Source organism: Klebsiella sp. JN_Kp122 (genome assembly GCF_040062085.1).
Classification (GTDB): domain Bacteria; phylum Pseudomonadota; class Gammaproteobacteria; order Enterobacterales; family Enterobacteriaceae; genus Klebsiella; species Klebsiella aerogenes.
Map to the genome: position 1 here is coordinate 1 of NZ_JBEAHW010000042.1, position 25,235 is coordinate 25,235.

The 25,235-nt window shown below is 54.2% G+C and carries 26 protein-coding genes and 1 other annotated feature; of the genes, 12 read left to right on the forward strand and 14 right to left on the reverse strand.

Annotated features, from left to right (window positions below; all coding sequences use genetic code 11):
- Positions 1-375: 375 nt before the first annotated feature.
- The 3 genes from clpB to rluD all read right to left on the reverse strand — a co-directional run bounded on the left by clpB (position 376) and on the right by rluD (position 4,787).
- Complete coding sequence (clpB, locus tag ABLU78_RS17320) at positions 376-2,949, reverse strand: ATP-dependent chaperone ClpB (RefSeq protein WP_015703191.1); 2,574 nt, start codon at positions 2,947-2,949, stop codon at positions 376-378.
- A gap of 129 nt (positions 2,950-3,078) precedes the next feature.
- Positions 3,079-3,810: a purine nucleoside phosphorylase YfiH gene (yfiH, locus tag ABLU78_RS17325; protein WP_032712308.1), complete on the reverse strand. Its 732-nt coding sequence runs from the start codon at positions 3,808-3,810 to the stop codon at positions 3,079-3,081.
- The gene (gene rluD, locus ABLU78_RS17330) at positions 3,807-4,787 is read right to left on the reverse strand and encodes a 23S rRNA pseudouridine(1911/1915/1917) synthase RluD (RefSeq protein WP_045413352.1); all 981 of its coding nucleotides are present in this window, start codon (positions 4,785-4,787) and stop codon (positions 3,807-3,809) included. The genes yfiH and rluD overlap by 4 nt, the downstream gene beginning before the upstream one ends.
- A 131-nt stretch (positions 4,788-4,918) precedes the next feature.
- Between rluD and bamD the strand changes: the two genes are divergently transcribed.
- The 4 genes from bamD to pheA all read left to right on the forward strand — a co-directional run bounded on the left by bamD (position 4,919) and on the right by pheA (position 7,688).
- A complete protein-coding gene (gene bamD / locus ABLU78_RS17335) occupies positions 4,919-5,656 on the forward strand; it encodes an outer membrane protein assembly factor BamD (protein ID WP_015370268.1) in 738 nt (245 codons plus the stop codon).
- 272 nt (positions 5,657-5,928) lie between these two features.
- Positions 5,929-6,264 carry a ribosome-associated translation inhibitor RaiA gene (raiA, locus tag ABLU78_RS17340; protein WP_002914111.1) on the forward strand — a complete coding sequence of 112 codons (336 nt, stop codon included), beginning with the start codon at positions 5,929-5,931 and terminating at the stop codon, positions 6,262-6,264.
- Positions 6,265-6,377: 113 nt separating this feature from the next.
- Positions 6,378-6,502: a sequence feature (Phe leader region), on the forward strand.
- Entirely contained in the window at positions 6,379-6,426 is a 48-nt protein-coding gene (gene pheL, locus ABLU78_RS17345; RefSeq protein ID WP_100279143.1) for a pheA operon leader peptide PheL, read from the forward strand. Its footprint overlaps the feature before it by 48 nt.
- 25 nt (positions 6,503-6,527) lie before the next feature.
- On the forward strand, positions 6,528-7,688 hold the full coding sequence (gene pheA / locus ABLU78_RS17350) for a bifunctional chorismate mutase/prephenate dehydratase (protein ID WP_015370267.1): 1,161 nt from the start codon (positions 6,528-6,530) through the stop codon (positions 7,686-7,688).
- Here the strand turns inward: pheA and ABLU78_RS17355 are convergent.
- From ABLU78_RS17355 to aroF, 3 genes are all read right to left on the reverse strand, one after another.
- Positions 7,685-8,557: an SMP-30/gluconolactonase/LRE family protein gene (locus ABLU78_RS17355; RefSeq protein WP_015370266.1), complete on the reverse strand. Its 873-nt coding sequence runs from the start codon at positions 8,555-8,557 to the stop codon at positions 7,685-7,687. The two genes, pheA and ABLU78_RS17355, sit on opposite strands and share 4 nt — an antisense overlap.
- Positions 8,558-8,625: 68 nt before the next feature.
- The gene (gene tyrA, locus ABLU78_RS17360) at positions 8,626-9,747 is read right to left on the reverse strand and encodes a bifunctional chorismate mutase/prephenate dehydrogenase (protein WP_047040660.1); all 1,122 of its coding nucleotides are present in this window, start codon (positions 9,745-9,747) and stop codon (positions 8,626-8,628) included.
- Positions 9,748-9,756: 9 nt separating this feature from the next.
- Positions 9,757-10,827, reverse strand: a complete 1,071-nt coding sequence (gene aroF, locus ABLU78_RS17365; RefSeq protein ID WP_015370264.1) for a 3-deoxy-7-phosphoheptulonate synthase AroF — start codon at positions 10,825-10,827, stop codon at positions 9,757-9,759.
- Positions 10,828-11,170: 343 nt separating this feature from the next.
- On the opposite strand from aroF, the gene ABLU78_RS17370 reads away from it, so the two are divergent.
- Genes ABLU78_RS17370 through ABLU78_RS17380 form a run of 3 tightly spaced genes read left to right on the forward strand, consistent with a single transcriptional unit; the run spans position 11,171 to position 13,388 of the window.
- On the forward strand, positions 11,171-11,680 hold the full coding sequence (locus tag ABLU78_RS17370; RefSeq protein WP_026612240.1) for a YfiR family protein: 510 nt from the start codon (positions 11,171-11,173) through the stop codon (positions 11,678-11,680).
- Positions 11,673-12,896 carry a diguanylate cyclase DgcN gene (gene dgcN / locus ABLU78_RS17375; protein WP_015370262.1) on the forward strand — a complete coding sequence of 408 codons (1,224 nt, stop codon included), beginning with the start codon at positions 11,673-11,675 and terminating at the stop codon, positions 12,894-12,896. The genes ABLU78_RS17370 and dgcN overlap by 8 nt, the downstream gene beginning before the upstream one ends.
- A gap of 12 nt (positions 12,897-12,908) precedes the next feature.
- On the forward strand, positions 12,909-13,388 hold the full coding sequence (locus ABLU78_RS17380) for an OmpA family protein (protein WP_015370261.1): 480 nt from the start codon (positions 12,909-12,911) through the stop codon (positions 13,386-13,388).
- Between the two features lie 5 nt (positions 13,389-13,393).
- Here the strand turns inward: ABLU78_RS17380 and ABLU78_RS17385 are convergent, their stop codons facing one another.
- The 7 genes from ABLU78_RS17385 to ffh all read right to left on the reverse strand — a co-directional run bounded on the left by ABLU78_RS17385 (position 13,394) and on the right by ffh (position 18,995).
- The gene (locus tag ABLU78_RS17385) at positions 13,394-14,764 is read right to left on the reverse strand and encodes a PepSY-associated TM helix domain-containing protein (protein ID WP_015703197.1); all 1,371 of its coding nucleotides are present in this window, start codon (positions 14,762-14,764) and stop codon (positions 13,394-13,396) included.
- A 56-nt stretch (positions 14,765-14,820) separates the two neighbouring features.
- Positions 14,821-15,270 carry a DUF2946 domain-containing protein gene (locus tag ABLU78_RS17390; protein ID WP_045366814.1) on the reverse strand — a complete coding sequence of 150 codons (450 nt, stop codon included), beginning with the start codon at positions 15,268-15,270 and terminating at the stop codon, positions 14,821-14,823.
- 120 nt (positions 15,271-15,390) lie between these two features.
- Positions 15,391-15,738, reverse strand: coding sequence for a 50S ribosomal protein L19 (gene rplS / locus ABLU78_RS17395; protein WP_002914145.1), 348 nt, complete (start codon positions 15,736-15,738; stop codon positions 15,391-15,393).
- Positions 15,739-15,777: 39 nt separating this feature from the next.
- Positions 15,778-16,545: a tRNA (guanosine(37)-N1)-methyltransferase TrmD gene (trmD, locus tag ABLU78_RS17400; protein ID WP_008806092.1), complete on the reverse strand. Its 768-nt coding sequence runs from the start codon at positions 16,543-16,545 to the stop codon at positions 15,778-15,780.
- Between the two features lie 31 nt (positions 16,546-16,576).
- Entirely contained in the window at positions 16,577-17,125 is a 549-nt protein-coding gene (gene rimM, locus ABLU78_RS17405; protein WP_015703198.1) for a ribosome maturation factor RimM, read from the reverse strand.
- 18 nt (positions 17,126-17,143) lie between these two features.
- Positions 17,144-17,392 (reverse strand): 30S ribosomal protein S16, encoded by a 249-nt coding sequence (gene rpsP / locus ABLU78_RS17410; RefSeq protein ID WP_015370257.1) that lies wholly within the window; start codon positions 17,390-17,392, stop codon positions 17,144-17,146.
- A gap of 238 nt (positions 17,393-17,630) precedes the next feature.
- A complete protein-coding gene (gene ffh, locus ABLU78_RS17415) occupies positions 17,631-18,995 on the reverse strand; it encodes a signal recognition particle protein (protein ID WP_020078159.1) in 1,365 nt (454 codons plus the stop codon).
- A gap of 166 nt (positions 18,996-19,161) precedes the next feature.
- On the opposite strand from ffh, the gene ABLU78_RS17420 reads away from it, so the two are divergent.
- Entirely contained in the window at positions 19,162-19,953 is a 792-nt protein-coding gene (locus tag ABLU78_RS17420) for an inner membrane protein YpjD (protein WP_015703199.1), read from the forward strand.
- A 17-nt stretch (positions 19,954-19,970) separates the two neighbouring features.
- Entirely contained in the window at positions 19,971-21,257 is a 1,287-nt protein-coding gene (locus ABLU78_RS17425) for an HlyC/CorC family transporter (protein ID WP_026612238.1), read from the forward strand.
- A 101-nt stretch (positions 21,258-21,358) separates the two neighbouring features.
- Here the strand turns inward: ABLU78_RS17425 and grpE are convergent, their stop codons facing one another.
- Positions 21,359-21,949 (reverse strand): nucleotide exchange factor GrpE, encoded by a 591-nt coding sequence (gene grpE, locus ABLU78_RS17430; protein WP_015370253.1) that lies wholly within the window; start codon positions 21,947-21,949, stop codon positions 21,359-21,361.
- A gap of 123 nt (positions 21,950-22,072) precedes the next feature.
- Between grpE and nadK the strand changes: the two genes are divergently transcribed.
- From nadK to bamE, 3 genes are all read left to right on the forward strand, one after another.
- Positions 22,073-22,951 carry an NAD(+) kinase gene (gene nadK, locus ABLU78_RS17435; RefSeq protein WP_015370252.1) on the forward strand — a complete coding sequence of 293 codons (879 nt, stop codon included), beginning with the start codon at positions 22,073-22,075 and terminating at the stop codon, positions 22,949-22,951.
- Positions 22,952-23,037: 86 nt separating this feature from the next.
- Positions 23,038-24,699, forward strand: coding sequence for a DNA repair protein RecN (gene recN / locus ABLU78_RS17440; protein ID WP_047064167.1), 1,662 nt, complete (start codon positions 23,038-23,040; stop codon positions 24,697-24,699).
- A 147-nt stretch (positions 24,700-24,846) separates the two neighbouring features.
- Complete coding sequence (bamE, locus tag ABLU78_RS17445; RefSeq protein ID WP_015703201.1) at positions 24,847-25,185, forward strand: outer membrane protein assembly factor BamE; 339 nt, start codon at positions 24,847-24,849, stop codon at positions 25,183-25,185.
- Positions 25,186-25,235 lie beyond the last annotated feature (50 nt).

Sequence of the window (25,235 nt, forward strand, 5' to 3'; positions counted from 1 at the left end):
TCCATGTCACTTTGAGTGCCCACACAGATTGTCTGATAAATTGTTAAAGAGCAGTGCAACGCGGCTTTCGCTCACCGTTGCGAGGTCCCGTATAATACGTTTTCCTCATTCAGAGTCAAGCGCTTATTTCACTTTTCTCTGTCGGTTTTCAGCGTCACATTTCGCTGCTGAAACCCTGCTGACCCGGCGGCTTGTTTGCCGTTGTTCCGTGTCAGTGGAGGCGCATTATAGGGAGTAATTCTGAAGTGACAAGCATAAATTCAAAAAAACAATTCAAGCGCTCACTTTTCAACCAAATTAACGTTTGAACTTTAATTCTTGCCTGGTTTTTAAACAAAAACGAGCCCAAAGGGCCCGTTTTTGTCGTTTTGTGACTTACTGCACTGCTACGATGCGGTCGTCTTTTACCACCAGCTCGACGGTTTTCCCCGGAACCAGCTCGCCAGACAGGATTTGCTGAGCTAACGGGTTCTCTATCTGTTGCTGGATGGCACGTTTCAATGGACGCGCGCCGTATACCGGGTCGTAGCCATTTTCGCTCAACAGCTTCAACGCCTCATCGGACATATGCACTTCATAGCCGCGCTCTTCCAGACGTTTATACAAACGCTGCAGTTGGATCTGCGCAATAGAAGCAATATGTTTTTCACCCAACGGATGGAAGACCACCACTTCATCGATACGGTTGATAAACTCCGGACGGAAGCGCTGGCTAACCACGCCAAGCACCAGATCCTTCATATGACCGTAGTCCAGCTCGCCGAAACGTTCCTGAATCAGATCGGAACCGAGGTTAGAGGTCATGATGACAACCGTATTACGGAAGTCGACCGTTCTCCCCTGCCCGTCGGTCAGGCGACCATCGTCAAGCACCTGCAGCAGAATGTTAAATACATCCGGATGCGCTTTTTCCACTTCATCCAACAGGATGACGGAATAAGGACGACGACGAACCGCTTCGGTCAGATACCCGCCCTCTTCGTAACCCACGTATCCCGGAGGCGCACCGACCAGACGCGAGACGGAGTGTTTCTCCATAAATTCGGACATATCGATACGCACCATCGCGTCGTCGCTGTCGAACATGAAGTTAGCCAGCGTTTTGCAAAGCTCGGTTTTACCCACCCCGGTCGGGCCGAGGAACAGGAACGAACCAATAGGCCGGTTCGGGTCAGACAATCCGGCGCGGCTACGGCGAATGGCGTTGGATACCGCTTCAACCGCTTCATCCTGGCCAATGACGCGGTGATGCAGATCCTGCTCCATACGCAACAGTTTTTCGCGCTCGCTTTCCATCATGCGCGCCACCGGAATACCGGTCCAGCGCGCCAGCACTTCGGCAATCTCGGCATCGGTTACTTTGTTACGTAACAGGCGCATCGTTTTGCCTTCAGACTGGGTAGCTGCCGCCAGCTGTTTTTCCAGCTCGGGAATTTTACCGTATTGCAGTTCGGACATCCGCGCGAGGTCGCCAAGACGTCGTGCTTGTTCGATGGCAATTTTGGCTTGTTCCAGCTCAGCTTTAATAGTCTGCGTACCAGAGAGCGATGCTTTTTCCGCTTTCCACTCTTCTTCCAGCACCGAATACTGGCTTTCTTTGTCCGCCAGCTCTTCATTAAGCATATCAAGACGTTTCAGGCTCGCTTCATCCGCCTCTTTCTTCAGCGCCTGCTGTTCCAGCTTCAACTGGATGATACGGCGATCGAGACGGTCCAGCTCTTCCGGCTTCGAGTCGATCTGCATACGGATGCTGGATGCTGCTTCATCGATAAGGTCGATAGCTTTATCCGGCAACTGACGGTCGGCAATATAGCGATGCGACAGGGTCGCCGCCGCCACGATGGCCGGGTCAGTGATCTGCACGTGGTGGTGCAGTTCATAACGTTCTTTCAGACCGCGCAGTATGGCGATGGTATCTTCTACCGTCGGCTCGGCAACGAACACTTTCTGGAAACGACGTTCCAGCGCGGCGTCTTTTTCAATGTACTGGCGGTATTCGTCAAGGGTGGTGGCGCCGACGCAGTGCAGTTCACCGCGCGCCAGGGCCGGTTTCAGCATGTTGCCGGCATCCATCGCGCCGTCGGCTTTACCCGCGCCGACCATGGTGTGCAGCTCATCGATAAACAGGATAACGTTGCCTTCCTGTTTCGCCAGATCGTTCAGCACACCTTTCAGACGCTCTTCGAATTCACCGCGATATTTCGCCCCGGCCACCAGCGCGCCCATATCCAGCGCCAATACCCGACGGCCTTTCAGCCCTTCAGGTACTTCGCCGTTGACGATACGCTGCGCCAGTCCTTCGACGATTGCCGTTTTACCCACCCCGGGTTCACCAATCAGCACCGGGTTGTTTTTAGTACGGCGCTGAAGTACCTGGATGGTACGACGGATCTCTTCATCACGGCCGATCACCGGGTCCAGTTTGCCTTGTTCGGCACGCTCGGTCAGATCGACGGTAAATTTTTTCAATGCCTGACGTTGGTCTTCGGCACCCTGATCGTTCACGCTTTCACCTCCGCGCATTTGTTCAATCGCCTGAGTCACATTGGCGGTTGTTGCTCCGGCAGATTTCAGCAGGTCGGTCAGCGTACCGCGTGATTCAAGCGCCGCCAGAACGAACAGTTCTGACGAAATAAAGTTATCCTTTCTCTTTTGCGCCAGCTTGTCGCAAAGATTGAGAATACGCACCAGATCCTGAGACGGCTGGACGTCGCCGCCGGTACCTTCTACCTGCGGTAAACGGCTCAGCGCCTGTTCGATTTGGCTGCGTAACGCCACGGCGTTAACACCCGCCGAGGTTAATAAAGGATGCACCGATCCCCCTTCCTGATTCAGCAAGGCGCTCATTAGATGAAGTGGTTCGATGAATTGGTTGTCGTGCCCGAGTGCTAGCGACTGGGCATCGGCAAGAGCAAGCTGGAATTTATTAGTAAGACGATCCAGACGCATAACTCCTCCCATAAACAGGTCAAATTTGCTACTGGAGATTAAATGAGGTCATCCCTCAATTATTCAAGGTTAAAGACCTGAACTATGTGAAAAATAAGTTTGCCTTCTGGATCGTCTTGATTCTCTAGGTTATATCAGCCAAATGAAACTTGCCATACGACCTGTGGTCTTGTCGCGACGATAAGAGAAAAAATCATCTTTTTCACTTAGAGTGCAACGATCGCCGCCGAAAATCTGCTCCACGCCGACGTTAGCCAGGCGCTGACGAGCCAATTGATAAATATTAGCAAAATATTTTTCACCGGCAGGACGGAAGGCGCTCTCCGCTTGGGCATCTTTGGCGATGAAAGCCTCTCGCACTTCCGCACCGACTTCAAACGCCTCAGGGCCAATTGCCGGACCAAGCCAGGCCAGAATATTTTCCGGTTTATCATTAAAGCAGGCGACCGTTTCTTCCAGTACGCCTTCACATAAGCCGCGCCATCCGGCGTGCGCTGCCGCCACCTCGGTTCCGGCGCGGTTACAGAACAGCACCGGCAGGCAGTCCGCGGTCATCACCGCACAAACGGTACCCGGCGTATTACAGTATGACGCATCGGCGCGTTTTGACACGTACGGCCCGCCATCCAATTTTAGTACCGTCGTGCCATGCACCTGCTCCAGCCACACCGGATAACAGGGTAATCCGCCAGCGGCAAACATCCGCCGGCGGTTTTCTTCGACATGCAGGAGATCGTCGCCGCAATGGGCGCCAAGGTTCAACGAGTCATACGGAGGCAGGCTCACGCCGCCCACACGGGTAGAACTACAGGCCGCCACGCCTTTCGGCATAGGCCACTGCGGAACAATCAGCTTTGTCATAACCAGTCAATATCGTCCTTATGGGCTTCAAAATCGGCGCGCATGGCGTCGATCAGTTCCACCATATCCTGCGGGATCGGCGCATGCCATTCCATCTCAATACCGGTAACTGGGTGATACAGACGCAGCATGGTCGCATGTAATGCCTGGCGATCGAATTTGCGCAGCGCGCTGATGAACTCGTCCGATGCCCCTTTCGGCGGACGCGGGCGGCCGCCGTAAACCTGATCGCCCACCAGCGGATGGGTAATATGCGCCATATGGACGCGGATTTGGTGGGTACGGCCGGTTTCCAGGCGCAGGCGCAAACGGGTGTGGATACGGAAATGTTCCATAATGCGGTAATGGGTCACCGCCGGTTTCCCCATCGGGTGAACCGCCATATGCGTGCGCTTGGTCGGGTGACGGCTGATGGGTTCTTCAACCGTACCGCCAGCGGTCATGTGGCCGATAGCCACCGCCTCATACTCACGGGTAATTTCGCGCAGCTGCAGTGACTCGACCAGACGCGTTTGCGCCGGAATGGTCTTCGCCACGACCATCAGGCCGGTGGTATCTTTATCCAGACGGTGAACAATACCCGCGCGAGGGACATCGGCAATGGGCGGATAGTAATGCAGCAGCGCATTCAGCACAGTACCGTCAGGGTTGCCCGCACCAGGGTGCACAACCAAATCACGTGGTTTGTTGATGACCAGGATGTCGTCATCTTCATAGACGATATTGAGCGGAATATCCTGCGGTTCAAAACGCACGTCTTCCTCGATCTCAACATCGATAGAGACGGCTTCGCCGCCAAAAACTTTTTCTTTCGGCTTGTCGATGACGTTGCCGTTTACCAGCACGCGCTGGTCAAGGATCCATTCTTTTATCCGCGAACGTGAATAATCCGGGAACAATTCGGCCAAAGCCTGATCTAAGCGTTGACCGAGTTGGTTTTCGGACACCGTTGCGGTGAGTTGTACTCGTTGTGCCATATACAGCTTCTTCGTTTAACGTTGGGTTTTACGGCTTTGCCGTTTAATATAGTGTGCTATTGTAGCTGGTCTTAATCGGGAGCAGGAACAGAGATTCTCCCGCATAAACATTTTGAGGAAGTCAAAACGTCATGACGCGCATGAAATACCTGGTGGCAGCAGCCACACTGAGCCTGGCTTTGGTGGGTTGCTCTGGCTCAAAGGAGGAGGTGCCTGATAATCCGCCGAATGAAATTTACGCGACCGCCCAGCAAAAGTTGCAGGACGGTAACTGGAAACAGGCAATAACGCAACTGGAAGCGTTGGATAATCGCTATCCATTTGGTCCTTACTCCCAACAGGTACAGTTGGACCTGATTTATGCGTATTACAAAAATGCCGATTTGCCGCTGGCCCAGGCCGCAATCGATCGTTTCGCTCGTCTGAATCCTACGCATCCAAACATTGACTATGTCATCTATATGCGTGGCCTGACTAACATGGCCCTTGATGACAGCGCTCTGCAGGGCTTCTTCGGCGTCGATCGTTCCGACCGCGACCCGCAGCACGCTCGCGACGCATTCAATGATTTCTCGAAGCTGGTTCGCGGTTATCCGAACAGCCAGTACGCTACAGACGCCTACAAACGTCTGGTGTTCCTGAAAGACCGTCTGGCGAAGTATGAGCTGTCGGTGGTGGATTATTACACCGATCGCGGCGCCTGGGTTGCCGTCGTGAACCGCGTTGACGGTATGCTGCGTAACTACCCGGATACGCAGGCCACTCGCGATGCGCTGCCGAAGATGGAAAACGCCTATCGTCAGATGCAAATGAACGCGCAAGCTGACAAAGTCGCCAAAATCATCGCCGCCAACGGCAAAAACACCTGAGGGTGATAACTGAAAGCAAAACGGCAGCCCCTGGGCTGCCGTTTTTTTATTCGATGAACACCAGCGCTGAAGCGGTTTAGCGCCGAGTTAACTCATCAAATATGGCCCCCTTTCTTCATTTCGACAAGTAAAATCTCATCCGTTCCTGTCCTGTCTCACAAAATGAATTCGTTGACAAAAAGTGACATTTAAATGTGATTTAGATCACACATTTTGACATTAGGCGAGGTATGCTGGGTTCACCAAGACGGGAAAGACAAGAGGTAAAATTTATGACAATGAACATTACCAGTAAACAAATGGAAATTACTCCGGCAATCCGCCAGCATGTCGCAGACCGTCTCGCCAAACTGGATAAGTGGCAAACTCATTTAATCAACCCGCACATCATTCTCTCTAAGGAGCCGCAGGGTTTTATTGCTGACGCAACCATCAATACACCGAACGGCCATCTGGTTGCCAGCGCGCGTCATGAAGACATGTACGCCGCCATTAACGAATTGATCAACAAGCTGGAACGGCAGCTGAATAAAGTGCAACACAAAGGGGAAGCCCGCCGCGCCGCCACATCGGTGAAAGAGGCAGGCTTTGTGGAAGAAGAAGAGTAATCCTTAACTTAAGTTGTGTCATGCCACGCGCCTTCGGGCGCGTTTTTCGTTTTTTAATTGACAGGATGAAAACAGTACAGGTACTGTAATCCACACTAACCTAAGGAATTCATCGTGAAACGACTCCCGTTCTTCTTCGCATTCTTTTTTACCTTCCCCTGACTGGGAGGCGGTTCGTCGTATAAGAAAGAATGCGAAGACGAATAACAAGGCCTCCCACGCGGGAGGCCTTTTTTATTGATAACAAGAAAGGCAACACAATTATGACCGAGGAAAACCCATTACTGGCCCTGCGCGACAAAATAAGCGCCCTGGATGAAAAACTGCTCGCGCTGCTGGCCGAACGCCGCGGCCTGGCGGTAGAAGTCGGGAAAGCGAAGCTGGAATCGCACCGTCCAGTACGCGATATCGACCGCGAACGCGACCTGCTGGAGCGTTTAATGACGCTTGGCAAAAAGCATCATCTGGACGCCCACTACATTACCCGCCTGTTCCAGCTGATTATTGAAGACTCCGTTCTTACCCAGCAGGCGCTACTGCAGCAGCATCTTAATAAGATTAACCCCCGCTCCGCGCGTATCGCCTTCCTTGGGCCTAAAGGCTCGTATTCACATCTTGCCGCGCGCCAGTACGCCGCGCGTCATTTTGAGCAATTTATCGAAAGCGGCTGCGCGAAATTCGCCGATATCTTTGAGCAGGTCGAAACCGGTCAGGCCGATTACGCCGTCGTGCCGATTGAAAACACCAGCTCCGGCGGGATCAACGATGTGTACGATCTGCTGCAGCATACCAGTCTGTCGATCGTCGGCGAACTGACGCTACCAATCGATCACTGTGTGCTCGTTTCATCCTCAACGGACGCTGATAAGATCGAGACCGTTTATAGCCATCCGCAGCCGTTCCAGCAATGCAGCCAATATTTAAGCCGCTATCCGCACTGGAAAATCGAGTACACCGAGAGCACCTCAGCGGCAATGGAAAAAGTCGCGCAGGCAAAATCCCCCACCGTTGCCGCGCTGGGTAGCGAGGCCGGCGGCGCGCTGTACGGGCTGCAGGTGCTGGAGCACTGCCAGGCTAACCAGACGCAAAACATCACTCGTTTCCTGGTACTGGCGCGTAAAGCGGTGAACGTATCCGATCAGGTGCCGGCGAAAACGACGTTGTTAATCGCCACCGGCCAACAGGCGGGCGCGCTGGTTGAAGCGCTTCTGGTGCTGCGTAACCACAACCTGATCATGAGCAAGCTGGAATCGCGCCCCATCCACGGTAACCCGTGGGAAGAGATGTTTTATCTGGATATTCAGGCCAACCTGGAATCCCTTCCGCTACGTAAAGCCTTAAAAGAGCTGGCCGAAATTACCCGTTCGATGAAAGTACTGGGCTGTTACCCGAGCGAAAACGTCGTGCCGGTCGACCCGGCTTAACGTTCAATAAATTGCCGTTTCTTCATCCCTGCCACCGCAACCGGCAGGGTGAAGATGGCGCCGGAAAGCGGATATTGCGCCACTTCGTCGGCGTCCATATTTTCCCGGGTGGTAGTGATGTAGAGCGTTTTCATATCCGCGCCGCCGAAACACACCATCGTGGGGCAACGCACCGGCACGCGATACTCTTCCAGTTGTTCTCCGTTCGGCGAAAAGCGGGCAATCCGCCAGCCGTCAAACATCGCGCTCCAGTAACAGCCTTCTTCATCAACCGCCGCACCGTCAGGGATCCCCTCTCCAGGATGGAAACGACGAAGTACTTCCCGTTTGCCCGGCTCGCCCTGCTCATCCAGCGGCGTGCGGTAAATCACCGCGTTCGGCGTATCGGAGGTATACATCCAGCGCTTATCGTCGCTAAACGCCAGACCATTAGCACCATGAATATCGCACTGCACCACCTTTGGCGTCAGGTCATTATCAATCCGTACCAGCAGCGCGCCATTGTAATCCCCCGGCCCCCAGAAGGTCCCTGCGTAAAAACGGCCATCCCGGTCGGTGCCGCCGTCGTTAAAACGCGCCAGATCCGGGTTACTTGGGTTATCACAGATTTTGCGTTGCAGCAGACCGCGGGCATCACAAAGCCAGATACCGCTACGTAAGGCGACGATAAAACCGCCCTTCTCGCGCAGAGCAAAGCATCCCACTTCTTCGGGAAATTGCAGAACCTGGTGTTCTTTACTGCGTGTATCGTAGCGGTGAATTTCGCACTCCAGAATATCCGCCCAGTACAGTGCCTGCTCGGCATCGCTCCAGGTTGGGCATTCCGGCAGGTGCCCGACGTAATCAAACAGCGGTTGCGGTTGAGCCATCTTTTCATCCCTATAAAAAAAGCCAGCGGGTTACCCCTCTGGCTTTATTGTATACACGTTTAACGGACTTACTGTCGATTATCATTCGCCTGACGCAGCAGCGTGCGGCTTTCGCTCTGGAAGCGCTGGGCGTAATCGCCAAACCAGTGTTCGACTTTACGGAAGCTGTCGATAAACGCCTGTTTATCGCCCTGCTCCAGCAGGCCAATCGCTTCGCCGAAACGCTGGTAGTAGCGCTTAATCAACGCCAGATTATTTTCTGACGACATAATGATGTCGGCATACAGCTGCGGATCCTGGGCAAACAGACGCCCCACCATCGCCAGCTCCAGTCGATAAATCGGCGAAGAAAGCGCCAACAGCTGCTCAAGGCGGACGTTTTCTTCAGCCAGATGCAGGCCATAGGCGAAAGTGGCAAAGTGACGCAACGCCTGAATAAACGCCATGTTCTGATCGTGCTCAACGGCGCTGATGCGGTGCAGCCGCGCGCCCCAGACCTGAATCTGTTCAAGGAACCACTGGTACGCTTCCGGCTGACGCCCGTCGCAGTAAACCACCACCTGTTTCGCCAGGCTGCCGCTATCCGGGCCAAACATCGGGTGCAATCCCAATACCGGGCCGTTATGCGCCGCCAGCATCGCCTGCAGCGGCTCGGCTTTGATGGAAGCCAGATCGACCAGAATGCAATCCGCTGGCAGCGGCGGCAGACGCGAAATCGTCTCTGCTGTGGTATGGATCGGAACGCTGACGATAACCATCCCGGCATCGGCGACAATCTCTGTCGCCCGCGGCCAGTCGTCTTTTTCCAGCACCCGCACCTGATAGCCTGACAGCGTCAGCATCTTCTCAAACAGACGCCCCATCTGCCCGCCGCCGCCAACAATAACCACCGGGCGCAGGTTCGGGTGCAGCGTTTTGAAGCCTTTGTCGTTTTCACTTGAATACGATTCGCGCATCACCCGACGCAGGACATCCTCGATAAGATCCGGCGGCACACCGAGCGCCGCCGCCTCTTCCCGGCGGGAAGCCAGCATCGCGGCTTCGCGTTCCGGTACGTAAATCGGCAGGCCATATTTACTCTTAACCTCGCCAACTTCCGCCACCAGCTCCAGGCGCTTTGCCAGCAAATCAAGCAGCGCCTTATCCACTTCATCAATTTGATCGCGCAATGCGGTCAGTTCAGCAACCATACAATCCTCTTAACCCAGACGTGCCGCCAGATGTCCGCGCAAATCGCTATCGAGCTCGCGCAGCAGTGCATCGGTAGTTTCCCAGCTGATGCAGGCATCGGTGACGGATACGCCGTACTTCATATCGCAACGGGGCTGCTCAGAAGACTGATTGCCTTCGTGGATATTGCTCTCAATCATCAGGCCAATGATGGAACGGTTGCCATCTTTGATCTGCGCGACGACGGATTCCGCAACCGCCGGCTGACGACGGTAGTCTTTATTGGAATTACCATGACTGCAATCTATCATCAGCGACGGTTTCAGTCCCGCCTGCGCCATCTCTTTTTCGCACTTCTCAACGTCTTCCGGGCCGTAGTTTGGCGCTTTACCGCCGCGCAGAATGACGTGACCATCCGGATTCCCCTGGGTCTGCAGCAGGCAAACCTGGCCGGCCTGGTTGATGCCAACGAAGCGGTGCGGCATCGCGGCGGCGCGCATGGCGTTGATCGCCGTCGCCAGGCTGCCATCGGTACCGTTTTTAAAACCAACCGGCATCGACAGACCGGATGCCATTTCACGGTGAGTCTGCGATTCAGTGGTACGCGCGCCGATGGCGGACCAGCTGAACAGATCGCCAAGGTACTGTGGGCTATTTGGATCGAGCGCTTCTGTCGCCAGCGGCAGGCCCATATTGACTAAATCAACCAGCAGGCGACGCGCTATCTTGAGACCGCCTTCCACATCAAACGAGCCATCCATGTGCGGATCGTTAATCAGCCCTTTCCAGCCAACAGTGGTACGTGGCTTTTCAAAATAGACGCGCATCACCAGGTAGAGGCTATCGCTGACCTCTGCGGCAAGGGCTTTAAATCGACGAGCATATTCGATAGCAGCTTCCGGATCGTGGATTGAGCAAGGACCACAGACCACCAACAGACGCGGATCGCGGCCGGCAATAATGTTGGAAATAGTCTGACGGGAGTGCGCGATCTGCGCTTCCTGCTCCACGGTTAACGGGAATTCGGCTTTCAGCTGATCCGGGGTAATCAGAACTTGTTCATCGGTAATATGTACGTTATTCAGCGCGTCTTTTTGCATGATGGCGATCCTGTATAGCTCGTTTGCGATAGTCGTTGCCTCAGCGGGCATGACGTAACCATACCATATAAAGTAAAGATATCAATCCATATTACGTAAACCTTACTTTACAACAGCAAAATAATTGGCATCGCATTGCCAGAAAAGTGTTCATATAAATGTACACATGGCGAAGACTCTTTTTTGCCGCCGCGTTTTACTCATTCCTTTACTAAAATTCCTGGTAAGGATTATCTCAAAGCGGCCGGGGCAGCTAATGACGCTTTTTGCCAATAATGCTATTCTCCGCTCAGGCAACTGCGAACTGCGTTTCCCGTGCAATAACGATTTGACGGACCCGTTAATGAAAGAGTTTTACCGTCTATTTTTGCTTTTCTTTTTGCTCATCGCGGGAGTTCCCGCTTTTGCCGCTGAGACATCTGAGAACGTTCGCGCCATAGTTTCGGGGATTGTGACTTATACGCGCTGGCCAAATTTATCCGGCCCGCCGAAGTTATGCGTTTTTTCCACCTCCCGATATATCCGCAGTTTGGCTCAGGAAGCGCCGGAAAATTTACCTTATCAACCGGTGATAGTTCGAAATTCACAGGAAGCCCTAAAGGCCAGCTGCGACGGTTTGTATTTCGGCAGTGAAACCCCGGATCAGCAGTCTGCATTAACAAAAAAATATGGCTCCCGTCCTCTATTACTCATAGCGGAACAAAATACCGATTGCTCTTTTGGCAGCGCTTTTTGCTTGCTCATAAATGACGATAGGGTGAGGTTTTCCGTTAATCTGGATGTCCTGACGCATAGCGGTGTACGGGTCAATCCGGACGTACTGATGCTTGCCCGGAAGAAATCACATGAATAAGGATTTTTCTCAGGCCCCGCGCCCCACTTTCAAAAACGCGTTACGCCGAATCAGTATGATAAGCGTAGTGATTTCGATGACGCTGGTCTGGCTTTTGCTCAGCGCCGCCTCCGTCATTACGTTAAAACAGTACGCGCAAAAAAATCTTGAGCTCACCGCGGCAACCATGGGCCGCAGCCTCGAAGCGGCACTGGTTTTTGGCGATGCCACCGCCGCAGAAGATACGCTGGCGACGCTTGGCAGACAGGGGCAATTTTCCGAAGCCACGCTTCTGGACAGCCATCAGCGTCATTTCGCCGACTGGCGTAATGACGCCTTAGTTAAAAACGAAAAATTCAGTGGTTATATTAGTAAATGGCTGTTTCCTGAACCGACTGTCCAGCCAATCTGGCATCAGGGGAAAATAATCGGTGAGCTTCGTCTGAAGGCGCTCGATCGGTTAATCAGTCATTTTCTCGGTACTTCGCTGATCGTTTTGACCGGCAGTATTCTGCTGGCGTCCGTTATCGCCCTGATGCTTACCCATTCTCTGCATCGCGGTATTGTCGCCGCGCTGCAAAGTATTACCGAAGTGGTACATGATATCCGCGAAAACCGCCATTTCTCGCGCCGTGTACCTGAAGAACGTATTGAGGAATTCCATCTCTTTGCCCAGGACTTCAATAGCCTGCTGGGAGAAATGGAGGATTGGCAGCGTCAACTGCAGGCGAAAAATGCGCAACTGCTGCGCAGCTCGTTGCATGATCCACTAACGGGATTGGCGAATCGCGCGGCGTTTCGCAACGTCATCGGTAAGCTAATGGACGATGACGCGGCACGTCATAGTTCGGCGCTGCTGTTTCTTGACGGCGATAATTTCAAACTCATTAACGATAACTGGGGGCACGCTGCCGGCGATAAAGTCCTTATTGAGGTCGCCAGCCGCCTGATGGCATTCGTTGGCGACCAACATCAGGCATGGCGTCTGGGCGGCGATGAATTCGCCATTTTACTGCACGATGTGCATACCGAAACCGAAGTCCAGGCGCTTTGCGCAACGCTGTCCGAACAGTTTCTTCAGCCATTCAACCTCCACAATGGCCACACGGCAACGCTCTCTTTGAGTATTGGCTATGCTTTGACCTGGGAACACACCTCGGTGGAGGAGCTGCAGGAACTGGCCGATCAGAATATGTATCGGATGAAAAACCAGCGTTTTCATCACACACAAAAATAAGAAGGAATGACTATGCTCAGGCAATTTATTGCGCCCACTCTTCTGGCTGCTTTTCTCCTCACTGGGTGCCAGGCGCCAGGTAAGTTCTCGAAAGAACAGGTCGCAGCAATGAAGTCTTACGGCTTTACCGAAGCCGCCGGTGATTGGTCCTTAGGTTTGTCTGACAGCATTCTGTTTGACAAAAACGACTATCGCCTGCGTCCCGACAGCCAGCAGCAAATCCACAGTATGGCCGCACGGTTAGCTGAAACCGGTATTACCCATAGCCGTCTTGAAGGTCATACCGATAACTACGGCGAAGACAGCTACAACGAAGCGCTGTCATTAAAGCGCGCCAACAGCGTGGCGGATGCCTGGGCTGAAGGCGCGAAAATTCCGCGCAGTAATTTAACCACCCGCGGATTAGGTAAAAAGTACCCCATCGCCAGCAACAATACCGCGGCAGGCCGTGCTGAAAACCGCCGTGTTACCGTGGTGATCAGCACGCCTTAAGCGCGTTAGTCTACCGACTTAACCAGCCTCATCGCTGAAGCCGCGCGCCAGCGCAGGTAATCAACCACGAGGCACGCCGCGAGGCTGACGCCCATCAGCGGCACCGCCAGCCCGAGCAGGAGCGCTATTAACAGCGCAAGCGCCCGGGCAGCGACACTTAGTCCCAGCCACGCTTGCACCAACGTTTGTGCAGGATTAAACGCACTCTGCGCCGGACGGCGGATCCACCACAGGCGATAGCCGACGATGATCATGACGCACAGGGCCAACCCGAATGCCACCAACAGCAACTGGTTCGCCAACCCGAACAGTATTCCCATATGAAAATCGACGCCCCAACGGGTCAGCTTTGCCATCAGCGGGAAATCGCTAAAGCGGGTACGATCCACGACTTGTAACGTCTCGCCATCGATGGCCACAGCATCGACCCGCGTCGGCCAACTACGGTCAATTTCATTCACCGTCCACGCCATCCCCGCGCTTTTTGGCGGCCGGATCTCCAGCTTGCTGGCCGTCAGCCCTGCGGCCTGCGCCACCTGTAATACGCTATCGAACCGATCCGCAGTCACTTTCATCTGTGGCTCATCCATTGCCATATGCGCCATGTGGTGCCCGGCGTGCGGATCGGGCGGCATCGCCTCCCCGCCATGAAGCTGCGTATTGACCTGCGGCGTTAGCCAGCCAAACGCGGCGCGCATCTTATCGACGTTACCGCCCGCCCACTGCGACCAGGTTAAGCCGGTGGCGGAAAACAGTAACATGCCGACCAGTAACATCCAGCCCAGCGTCACGTGCAGACGTCGGGTATTTTGCAGCCGATTGTGTATCCGCCGCTTCGGACGGGTCATCGCCCATAGCGCAATACCGCCCAACGCTGCAACCCACATCCAGGAGGCCGCCAGTTCGCTGTACAGTCTGCCACCGTCGCCCAACAGCAAGGATTTATGCGCGTAATCAATCCACTGGCGCAGCGGTAAAATACCGCTGGTACCGTAAACCGTCAGATCGCCTTTGACTCGTAGCGTCACCGGGTCAACAAAAATAGCCCGGTTTTCTGATTCCCCCAGCCGCGGGTCGGCAAACATCACCCGCGTCGTTTCGCCGGCGGTAATACCCGGGCGCACGGCCTGCAGGCGGAGGTTGTTTTGCGTAGCCTCTTTGGCGACGGCAATTTGCGCGCTAAGCGGCTGTCTTTCGCCGTTGAGCGAGCCCTGTAAGGCCTCATGGTACAGCCAGTTTTCCAGTTGCGGCGTGGCGACATACAGCGTGCCGGTCAAGGCCGCGACAAAGATAAATGGTCCAATAAACAGACCAATATAGAAATGGAGGCGCCGCAGCAGGTTTAACCATGCCGCGCGCGAGGTGCAGGTTGTCATACTCTTCCTTTTTTAAAGCAAAAGAGGTCGTTGCGCAGTACGCAGATTCATTTTTATTAAAGGGAAAAAGCAGACAGCCGCGGCGGCGCGCGGGTTTCAGGATAGAGCCAGGGGAAGTAGTGCCAGTGTTTTAATACCGGGCGAGAAGCCGGCAGCCGAATGCGCCGCAGGATCATGGCGAAGAACAGCGCCAGCGCGAACAGCAGCCCCGGTACGTGCGCTAATAGCACGCAATAGCCGCAAGCTTCGGCGTGATCGACCGGCATGCTATGCGCCGGCTGCGACGCGCTGTCAGCGCCGTGCATCATTACCATCTCATGTCCGGACATCCCATCATGAGACGCGCCCATCGGCATAGCATGATGCATGCCCGGCATTGCGCTCATGGGATCTTTCTGCAGCGAAACGGAGATCAGCGGCGCCACCACGATCAGCAGGATCGCAAACAGCGCCAGCCAGGCGGCCCGCCGTTGCAATGCTGATTGTGAGAAAATAGTGCCGTTCACCGCCCCTCCGAAATCCGGGCGATATTGTAATTGATTTACATCAAAATAGTTAAAATTTAGATAAAAAAAGGGCCAGCCATCTGGCCAGCCCTTTCTATCAGGATGTCGCGAAAGCGAATCTTAGTTAAGACGCTCTTTGATACGAGCAGACTTACCGGTACGCTCACGCAGGTAGTACAGTTTAGCTTTACGTACAGCACCACGACGTTTAACAGCAATGCTGTCAACTACCGGAGAGTGAGTCTGGAAGACACGCTCAACGCCTTCGCCGTTGGAAATTTTACGAACAGTGAATGCAGAGTGCAGACCGCGGTTACGAATAGCGATAACCACGCCCTCGAATGCCTGCAGACGTTTTTTGGAACCTTCAACAACCCATACTTTCACTTCCACGGTATCACCCGGACGGAAGGAAGGTACGTCCTGCTTCATCTGTTCTTGTTCAAGTTGCTTAATAATGTTGCTCATAATTTAATCTCTTATCCTGGGTAAACTGATATTGGGGGCTCACGCCTGCCCATCATGTTTATGCTGCTGTTGCGCGTGTTCGCTTTTGAACTGCGCCAGCAACTTTGCTTGCTCTTCAGTCAGAGCCAGGTTTTCCAGAAGTTCAGGTCTTCTAAGCCAGGTGCGGCCCAGCGACTGCTTCAGACGCCAGCGACGTATCTCAGCATGGTTCCCCGACAGCAATACTGGCGGTACTTCCATCTCTTCTAACACTTCAGGACGGGTATAGTGCGGGCAATCCAGCAACCCATCAGCAAAGGAATCTTCCGTTGCTGATGCTTCATGTCCCAGTACTCCCGGAATGAACCGGGAAACGGAGTCAATCAGCGTCATTGCCGGTAACTCACCACCGCTAAGAACGTAATCGCCGATTGACCATTCTTCGTCAATTTCGGTTTGGATTACGCGCTCGTCTATCCCTTCGTAGCGACCACACACCAGAATCAGTTTCTGATTCGTTGCCAGTTCGCTGACGCCCGCTTGATCAAGCTTGCGTCCCTGAGGTGACAGATAAATCACCTTTGCGCCTTCACCTGCCGCGGCTTTTGCTGCATGAATGGCATCCCGTAAGGGTTGAACCATCATTAGCATCCCCGGTCCGCCGCCGTAAGGACGATCGTCCACGGTACGGTGCCGGTCATGAGCGAAGTCGCGAGGACTCCAGCTTTCGATGCTCAGCAGGCCATTTTTTACTGCCCGGCCAGTTACCCCGTAATCGGTAATTGCGCGGAACATTTCAGGAAACAGGCTAATTATGCCAATCCACATAGCGCCGTCTTTTACCGTTTATCCGGAGAATTTAAAAACCAGGATCCCAATCTACTTCGATAGTACGAGTAGCGAGATCGACTTTCTTGATAACCTGCCCATCGAGGAACGGAACCAACCGCTCCTTGATGCCAAATGCATCTTTCAGGTTTGCCTTGATGACGAGAACGTCATTCGACCCGGTTTCCATCATATCAATGACTTTACCCAGGCTATAGCCTTCGGTGGTAACTACCTGGCAACCCATCAGGTCTTTCCAGTAATAGTCGCCCTCTTCCAGCGCCGGCAGCTGCGATGAATCAACGATAATTTCGCAATTAGTCAGGAGATTCGCCGCATCACGATCGTCAATGCCTTTCAGCTTGATGATGATGTCCTGATTGTGGTGGCGCCAGCTTTCCAGCTCAACAACCTGCCACTGACCCGCCTTCTGGATTAACCAGGGCTGATAGTCAAAAATGCTTTCAGCGTCTTCGGTGGAGGAAAACACTCTGAGCCAACCACGGATACCGTAGGAAGAACCCATTTTCCCCAATACAATCGGATCAACAGGTGCTTGTGCGGTGTGTTGCTTGCTCATCATGACCACCGTGACAGATTAAGCTGCTTTGTTAGCGGCTTTGATCAGCGCGGCAACGCGATCGGAAACAGTAGCGCCCTGGCCAACCCAGTGAGCGATACGATCCAGATCCAGGCGGGTGCCTTCTTCTTTCTCGGTAGCGATCGGGTTGAAGAAGCCAACGCGCTCGATGAAGCGACCGTTGCGTGCATTACGGCTGTCGGTGACAACAACCTGGTAGAACGGACGCTTTTTAGCGCCGTGACGTGCTAAACGAATAGTTACCATAACATCCTCTTGTGTGAATAAAACAACCGGGCCCCATCGAGGAACGGAGCCCGGTGTCATATTAAAAGCCCGAAAATTTTACTGATTTCTGTGCAAAAATCAATTCAAAACTACATACGCTAAATAATTCGAGTTGCAGGAAGGCGGCAAGTGAGTAAATCCCCGGGAGCGTACACAAGTACGTGACCGGGGTGAACGAACGCAGCCAACGCATCTGCGGCTTGAATTATGACGCGTATTAGCGGCCTGGGAATCCTGGCGGCATCATCCCTTTCATCCCGCGCATCATCTTCATCATGCCGCCTTTCGACTTCATCTTCTTCATCATGCGCTGCATGTCGTCGAACTGCTTCAGCAAGCGGTTCACGTCCTGCACCTGCATCCCGCAACCGGCGGCGATACGGCGTTTACGCGAACCTTTGATGATTTCCGGCTTGGCGCGCTCTTTCATCGTCATCGAGTTGATGATCGCTTCCATACGCACCAGCACTTTGTCGTCCATCTGCGCTTTCACGTTATCGGGAATTTGCCCCATGCCCGGCAGTTTGCCCATCAGGCTGGCCATGCCGCCCATGTTTTTCATCTGGCGCAGTTGCTCAAGGAAGTCGGTCAGGTCGAAACCGTCGCCTTTCTTCAGCTTGGATGCCAGTTTCTCGGCCTGCGCGCGGTCAACTTTGCTCTCGATATCTTCGATAAGCGACAGCACATCACCCATGCCGAGAATACGGGAAGCGATACGGTCCGGGTGGAACGGCTCCAGCGCTTCGGTTTTCTCGCCGACGCCGAGGAATTTAATCGGCTTGCCGGTGATATGACGAATCGACAGCGCCGCGCCGCCGCGGGCGTCGCCGTCTACTTTGGTCAGCACCACGCCGGTCAAAGGCAGCGCTTCGTTAAAGGCCTTCGCGGTATTCGCCGCATCCTGACCGGTCATCGCATCGACGACAAACAGCGTCTCAACCGGATTAATCGCGGCGTGGACCTGTTTGATTTCGTCCATCATCGCTTCATCGACGTGCAGACGGCCGGCGGTATCCACCAGCAGCACGTCGTAGAATTTAAGCTTCGCTTCTTTCAGCGCCGCGTTGACGATATCAACCGGCTTCTGGCCAACGTCGGACGGGAAGAAATCCACGCCGACCTGCTCTGCCAGCGTTTCCAGCTGTTTAATCGCCGCCGGGCGGTATACGTCCGCGGAAACGACCAGCACTTTTTTCTTGTGCTTCTCGCGCAGGAATTTACCCAGCTTACCGACGCTGGTCGTTTTACCCGCACCCTGCAGGCCCGCCATCAGGACGACGGCCGGCGGCTGCGCGGCTAAATCCAGCGTCTGGTTTTCTTCGCCCATCGCCGCAACCAGCTCGTTGCGGACAATCTTGACGAACTCCTGACCTGGCGTCAGGCTTTTATTGACTTCATGGCCTACCGCGCTCTCTTTGACGCGGCTGATGAAATCACGCACCACCGGAAGCGCGACGTCGGCCTCCAGCAGCGCCATGCGCACTTCGCGCAGGGTGTCTTTAATATTGTCTTCGGTAAGGCGTCCGCGGCCGCTAATGTTGCGCAGCGTACGCGACAAACGATCGGTTAAATTATCAAACATTGTCTCTCGCCTGAGGTGGAAACGGTCGGTCGCCGCAGCGACACAAAAATACGAATTTGGCGCAGTATAACACGACATAAACCTGAATGTGCTGCAACGGTTGGAGCAGACGTCGCGTGACGCTATACTGCTTCTCTTTCTTATTTAGTCAACAGTCGACGCTCCTATGCCTGTGTTTGCTCTACTTGCCCTTGTCGCCTACTCCATCAGCCTTGCGCTGATCATCCCTGGCCTGCTGCAAAAAAACAGCAGCTGGCGGCGGATGGCGATTCTCTCCGCGACGATAGCGCTGATTTGCCACGCCTTCGCGCTGGAGTCACGTATTTTCCCCGGCGGCGAAGGTGGGCAAAATCTCAGCTTACTTAACGTCGGCTCGCTGGTCAGCCTGATGATCTGTACGGTGATGACCATCGTCGCCTCGCGTAATCGCGGCTGGTTATTGCTACCGATCGTATACGCTTTCGCGCTGATCAACCTCGCCTTCGCCACCTTCGTGCCTAACGAGTACATCACCCACCTCGAAACCACCCCGGGGATGTTGGTGCATATCGGCCTGTCGCTCTTTGCCTACGCCACGCTTATCATCGCCGCGCTGTACGCGCTGCAGCTGGCGTGGATTGACTACCAGCTTAAAAATAAAAAGCTGGCTTTCAGTAGCGAAATGCCGCCGCTGATGAGTATTGAGCGTAAAATGTTTCATATCACCCAGGTTGGCGTCGTGCTGCTGACCCTGACGCTGTGCACCGGGTTGTTCTATATGCACAACCTGTTTAATACCGAAAATATTGATAAAGCGGTGCTGTCTATCGTGGCCTGGTTTGTCTATATCGTACTGCTGTGGGGGCACTACCACGAAGGCTGGCGCGGCCGCCGGGTGGTCTGGTTTAACGTCGCCGGAGCCGGGCTGCTGACCCTGGCTTATTTTGGCAGCCGCGTCCTGCAGCAGTTTGTTAGTTAAAGACTAAGGAGTCTCTCCTGGAACACATTTCTACCACCACGCTGATCGTCACGCTGATCATCATGGTGATTATCTCCGCCTATTTCTCCGGTTCCGAAACCGGCATGATGACGCTGAACCGCTATCGGCTGCGCCATATGGCGAAACAAGGCAACCGCCCGGCTAAGCGGGTGGAAAAGCTGCTGCGTAAGCCGGATCGCCTCATTAGCCTGGTGCTCATCGGCAACAACCTCGTCAATATCCTGGCCTCGGCGCTGGGAACCATCGTCGGCATGCGTCTGTACGGCGACGCCGGCGTGGCTATCGCCACCGGCGTGCTCACCTTTGTCGTGCTGGTGTTTGCCGAAGTCTTACCTAAAACCATTGCCGCCCTGTACCCGGAAAAGGTCGCCTACCCCAGCAGTTTCCTGTTGGCGCCGCTACAGGTATTGATGATGCCGCTGGTGTGGCTGTTGAACACCATTACCCGCGTACTGATGCGCATGATGGGCATTAAGACCGATCACGTTATTAGCGGCGCATTGAGTAAAGATGAACTGCGAACGATTGTGAATGAATCCCGTTCACAAATCTCACGGCGGAATCAGGACATGCTGCTGTCGGTCCTGGATCTGGAAAAGGTCAGCGTTAATGACATCATGGTGCCGCGCAATGAGATCGTCGGTATTGATATCAATGATGACTGGAAATCTATCGTCCGCCAGTTAACCCACTCGCCGCATGGCCGTATCGTGCTGTATCGTGATTCGCTGGACGATGCCATCAGCATGCTGCGCGTCCGTGAAGCCTATCGGCTGATGACGGAAAAGAAAGAGTTCACAAAAGAGATCATGTTACGAGCGGCAGATGAGATTTACTTTGTGCCGGAAGGTACGCCGCTCAGCACGCAATTGGTGAAATTCCAGCGTAATAAAAAGAAAGTCGGCCTGGTGGTTGATGAATATGGTGATATTCAGGGGCTGGTCACCGTTGAAGATATTCTTGAAGAGATTGTGGGGGACTTCACCACCTCGATGTCGCCGACCCTTGCCGAAGAAGTGACGCCGCTTAATGACGGCTCGGTGATTATTGACGGCGGCGCCAACGTGCGGGAAATCAACAAAGCGTTTAACTGGCACCTGCCGGAAGACGACGCTCGCACCGTTAACGGCATCATTCTGGAAGCGCTGGAAGAAATCCCGGTCCCTGGAACCCGCGTACGTATCGAACAGTATGATATCGATATTCTCGACGTACAGGACAATATGATTAAGCAGGTGAAGGTGATGCCGGTGAAATCATTACGCGAAAGCGTGGCCGAATAGCGCAGCCAGCAAAGAACAACGGCGAACTTCGGTTCGCCGTTTTTTTATTAAGCCAATAAAAACGGCCACCCGCAGGCAGCCGTTACTGGCGAACTAGCGAATTACTTCGCTTTCGCGACGGTTACCATTGCGGCGCGAATAGTACGACCGTTCAGGGTATATCCCTTCTGCATAACACCCAGTACGTTACCGGCAGCCACATCGTCAGACTCGACCATGGCGATAGCCTGATGCACGTTAGGATCCAGCGGTACGTTGGTATCGGCTACCACTTCCACGCCAAACTTACGCACGACGTCCAGCATCGATTTCAGGGTCAGTTCGATCCCTTCAACCATCGGCGCCATATCCGGGTTAGCTTTATCAGCCACTTCCAGCGCGCGATCCAGGCTATCGATAACCGGCAGCAGTTCGTTGACGAACTTCTCCAGGGCGAATTTATGCGCTTTCTCGATATCCTGTTCGGTGCGACGACGCAGGTTATCTTCTTCCGCTTTTGCGCGCAGCATCACATCACGTTCACGCTTTTGCGCTTCGGCCAGCTGTGCTTCCAGATTCGCAATTTTTTCATCGCGCGGATCCACCTGCTCAGCAGAAACCTCAGGCTCTACCGCCTCTACGTTGTCGTGCTGCTCCGTGATAATTTCTTCCGGGGCTTGCCCCTCAGGCGTTTTCTGTTCTTTACTACTCATGAATTTCTCCGCGTTTTTTTCGCATTCATCTCGCTAACTTCGCTTATTATGGGGATCAGTTTCCGGGATTCAAGGGAAGCAGACAGATTGTCATCATTCATTTAACCCAAGGACATCCAGATCATGAAGAACCATTTCAAGTGTATCGGCATTGTGGGACACCCTCGTCACCCAACCGCCCTGACCACACATGAAATGCTCTGGCGCTGGCTATGCGGCAAAGGCTATGAGGTGCTGGTCGAGCAGCAAATCGCCCATGAACTCCAGCTTAGCAATGTTAAAACCGGCACGCTGGCGGAAATCGGCCAGCAGGCGGATCTGGCGGTGGTGGTCGGCGGTGACGGCAATATGCTCGGCGCGGCGCGTACCCTGGCGCGCTATGACATCAACGTCATCGGCATTAACCGCGGCAATCTTGGTTTTCTTACCGACCTTGACCCGGATAACGCGCTCCAGCAGTTGGCCGACGTACTTGAAGGCCACTATATCGCCGAAAAACGTTTTCTGCTGGAAGCCCAGGTGTGCCAGCATGACTGCCAGAAGCGCATCAGCACTGCTATCAATGAAGTAGTGCTGCATCCGGGTAAAGTCGCGCACATGATTGAGTTCGAGGTCTATATCGATGAAGTGTTCGCCTTCTCCCAGCGCTCCGACGGCCTGATCATCTCCACGCCTACCGGTTCGACGGCCTATTCGCTCTCTGCCGGCGGCCCTATTCTCACCCCTTCTCTGGACGCCATCACCCTGGTGCCGATGTTCCCGCATACGCTGTCAGCGCGTCCACTGGTGATTAACGGCGATAGCACCATTCGCCTGCGCTTCTCGCAGCGCTGCAACGATCTGGAAATCAGCTGCGACAGCCAGATTGCGCTGCCCATCCAGGACGGCGAAGATGTGCTCATCCGCCGCTGTGATTATCACCTCAATCTGATTCACCCGAAAGACTATAGTTATTTCAATACATTAAGCACCAAGCTTGGCTGGTCGAAAAAATTGTTCTGATTTTACAAGCTGCCTCTTTACTGGATAAAAAACCAGTCTATACTGTACGAAAACACAGTAATGGTTTTTCATACAGGAAGGCAGCTATGTTGGCGCAACTCACCATCAGCAATTTCGCTATCGTTCGTGAACTGGAAATTGATTTTCACAGCGGCATGACCGCCATCACCGGGGAAACCGGCGCCGGGAAATCCATTGCCATCGACGCGCTGGGGCTGTGCCTCGGCGGCCGAGCCGAAGCTGACATGGTGCGCCGTGGCGCCAGTCGTGCCGACCTGTGCGCGCGCTTCGCGCTGAAAGATACCCCTGCCGCCCAGCGCTGGCTGGAAGAGAACCAACTGGAGAGCGGGCGTGAGTGTTTACTTCGCCGCGTGATCAGCGCTGACGGCCGCTCCCGCGGTTTCATCAACGGCACCGCCGTGCCTCTTTCTCAGCTTCGCGAGCTGGGCCAGTTGCTTATCCAGATCCACGGCCAGCATGCCCATCAGTTACTCACCAAAGCCGAACATCAGAAAACCCTGCTTGATGGTTATACCGGTGAGTATGCGCTTACTCAACGCATGGCGGAGCGCTACCGCCAGTGGCACCAGAGCTGCCGGGAGCTGGCGCAGCATCAGCAGCAGAGCCAGGAGCGCGCCGCCCGCGCAGACCTGCTGCAATACCAGCTCAAAGAGCTGAACGAATTTAATCCTCTGCAGGGCGAGTTCGAACAGATTGACGAAGAGTACAAACGTCTGGCCAACAGCGGCCAGCTGCTCAGTACCTGTCAGCATGCGTTAACGGTACTGGCCGACGGTGAAGAGGCCAATTTGCAAAGCCAGCTTTATACCGCTAAACAGCTGGTTAGCGAGCTGGTCGGTATGGATAGCAAACTCTCCGGCGTGCTCGATATGCTGGAAGAAGCCTCTATTCAGCTCAGCGAGGCGACCGATGAACTGCGCCACTACAATGACCGTCTCGATCTCGACCCTAACCGTCTGTTCGAACTGGAGCAGCGCATTTCCCGGCAGATTGCGCTGGCGCGTAAGCATCAGATTGCGCCGGAAGAGCTGCCGGCGTTCTATCAGGCCATGCTGGATGAGCAGCGTCTGCTGGACGACAGCGCCGGTTCGCTGGAGTCGCTGAGCCAGTTGGTCGTTGAGCATCACCGCCTGGCGCTGGAAACGGCGCAAGAACTGCACGCCCTGCGTCAGCGCAGCGCCGACGAACTCACCCAGTTGATTACTGAAAGTATGCACTCACTTTCTATGCCTCACGGCGTGTTTGCCATTGATGTCGCCTTTGATGAACGCCATCTGACCGCCGAAGGCGCCGACCATATTGAGTTCCGCGTTACCACCAACCCGGGGCAACCGCTGCAGCCGATCGCTAAAGTGGCCTCCGGCGGCGAGTTATCGCGTATCGCACTGGCTATTCAGGTTATTACCGCTCGTAAAATGGAGACCCCGGCGCTGATTTTCGATGAGGTCGATGTCGGCATTAGCGGCCCGACGGCGGCGGTGGTCGGCAAACTGCTCCGCCAGTTGGGAGAATCCACGCAGGTCATGTGCGTGACTCACCTGCCGCAGGTTGCTGGCTGTGGTCACCATCATTTCTTCGTTTGCAAAGAGACCGATGGCGAGATGACCGAGACGCACATGCATGCGCTGGATAAACGCGCCAGACTGCAGGAACTGGCCCGTCTGCTGGGCGGTAGCGAGGTGACCCGCAACACCCTGGCGAACGCGAAAGAGTTGCTTGCGGCGTAAACTTTTTGATTTTCACAGAGTCATAGTGAACAGCAAATTGCCAATAGACCTGCAGTCGAAGGTTCCCAACCGGGCAAAGGTCTATTATTATCGGCATATTACAGATGAGCCACGTATTGCTCGGGCCCAAAAAGGAATCAAATCACTATGCGCTGTAAAACGCTGACTGCTGCCGCAGCGGTTCTCCTTATGTTGACCGCAGGCTGTTCCACTCTGGAACGAGTGGTTTACCGTCCTGATATCAACCAGGGTAACTATCTGGCACCTAATGATGTAGCAAAAATCCGTGTCGGCATGACGCAACAGCAGGTTGCTTATGCGCTGGGTACGCCGATGATGTCAGATCCATTTGGTAGCAACACCTGGTTTTACGTTTTCCGCCAGCAGCCGGGCCATGAGAAAGTGACCCAGCAGACACTGACGCTGACCTTCGACAGCAGCGGTGTGTTAACCAACATTGATAACAAACCGGCGCTGACCAAGTAATCTCAGGCCAGTAGAAATGCAAAAAGCGCTCAATGAGCGCTTTTTTTAAT

Excerpts from the sequence above, each read along its gene's own strand:
- clpB (WP_015703191.1), bottom strand. The coding sequence starts at position 2,949 with ATGCGTCTGGATCGTCTTACTAATAAATTCCAGCTTGCTCTTGCCGAT.
- yfiH (WP_032712308.1), bottom strand. The coding sequence starts at position 3,810 with ATGACAAAGCTGATTGTTCCGCAGTGGCCTATGCCGAAAGGCGTGGCG.
- rluD (WP_045413352.1), bottom strand. The coding sequence starts at position 4,787 with ATGGCACAACGAGTACAACTCACCGCAACGGTGTCCGAAAACCAACTC.
- bamD (WP_015370268.1), top strand. The coding sequence starts at position 4,919 with ATGACGCGCATGAAATACCTGGTGGCAGCAGCCACACTGAGCCTGGCT.
- raiA (WP_002914111.1), top strand. The coding sequence starts at position 5,929 with ATGACAATGAACATTACCAGTAAACAAATGGAAATTACTCCGGCAATC.
- pheA (WP_015370267.1), top strand. The coding sequence starts at position 6,528 with ATGACCGAGGAAAACCCATTACTGGCCCTGCGCGACAAAATAAGCGCC.
- ABLU78_RS17355 (WP_015370266.1), bottom strand. The coding sequence starts at position 8,557 with ATGGCTCAACCGCAACCGCTGTTTGATTACGTCGGGCACCTGCCGGAA.
- tyrA (WP_047040660.1), bottom strand. The coding sequence starts at position 9,747 with ATGGTTGCTGAACTGACCGCATTGCGCGATCAAATTGATGAAGTGGAT.
- aroF (WP_015370264.1), bottom strand. The coding sequence starts at position 10,827 with ATGCAAAAAGACGCGCTGAATAACGTACATATTACCGATGAACAAGTT.
- ABLU78_RS17370 (WP_026612240.1), top strand. The coding sequence starts at position 11,171 with ATGAAAGAGTTTTACCGTCTATTTTTGCTTTTCTTTTTGCTCATCGCG.
- dgcN (WP_015370262.1), top strand. The coding sequence starts at position 11,673 with ATGAATAAGGATTTTTCTCAGGCCCCGCGCCCCACTTTCAAAAACGCG.
- ABLU78_RS17380 (WP_015370261.1), top strand. The coding sequence starts at position 12,909 with ATGCTCAGGCAATTTATTGCGCCCACTCTTCTGGCTGCTTTTCTCCTC.
- ABLU78_RS17385 (WP_015703197.1), bottom strand. The coding sequence starts at position 14,764 with ATGACAACCTGCACCTCGCGCGCGGCATGGTTAAACCTGCTGCGGCGC.
- rplS (WP_002914145.1), bottom strand. The coding sequence starts at position 15,738 with ATGAGCAACATTATTAAGCAACTTGAACAAGAACAGATGAAGCAGGAC.
- trmD (WP_008806092.1), bottom strand. The coding sequence starts at position 16,545 with ATGTGGATTGGCATAATTAGCCTGTTTCCTGAAATGTTCCGCGCAATT.
- rimM (WP_015703198.1), bottom strand. The coding sequence starts at position 17,125 with ATGAGCAAGCAACACACCGCACAAGCACCTGTTGATCCGATTGTATTG.
- rpsP (WP_015370257.1), bottom strand. The coding sequence starts at position 17,392 with ATGGTAACTATTCGTTTAGCACGTCACGGCGCTAAAAAGCGTCCGTTC.
- ffh (WP_020078159.1), bottom strand. The coding sequence starts at position 18,995 with ATGTTTGATAATTTAACCGATCGTTTGTCGCGTACGCTGCGCAACATT.
- ABLU78_RS17420 (WP_015703199.1), top strand. The coding sequence starts at position 19,162 with ATGCCTGTGTTTGCTCTACTTGCCCTTGTCGCCTACTCCATCAGCCTT.
- grpE (WP_015370253.1), bottom strand. The coding sequence starts at position 21,949 with ATGAGTAGTAAAGAACAGAAAACGCCTGAGGGGCAAGCCCCGGAAGAA.
- nadK (WP_015370252.1), top strand. The coding sequence starts at position 22,073 with ATGAAGAACCATTTCAAGTGTATCGGCATTGTGGGACACCCTCGTCAC.
- recN (WP_047064167.1), top strand. The coding sequence starts at position 23,038 with ATGTTGGCGCAACTCACCATCAGCAATTTCGCTATCGTTCGTGAACTG.
- bamE (WP_015703201.1), top strand. The coding sequence starts at position 24,847 with ATGCGCTGTAAAACGCTGACTGCTGCCGCAGCGGTTCTCCTTATGTTG.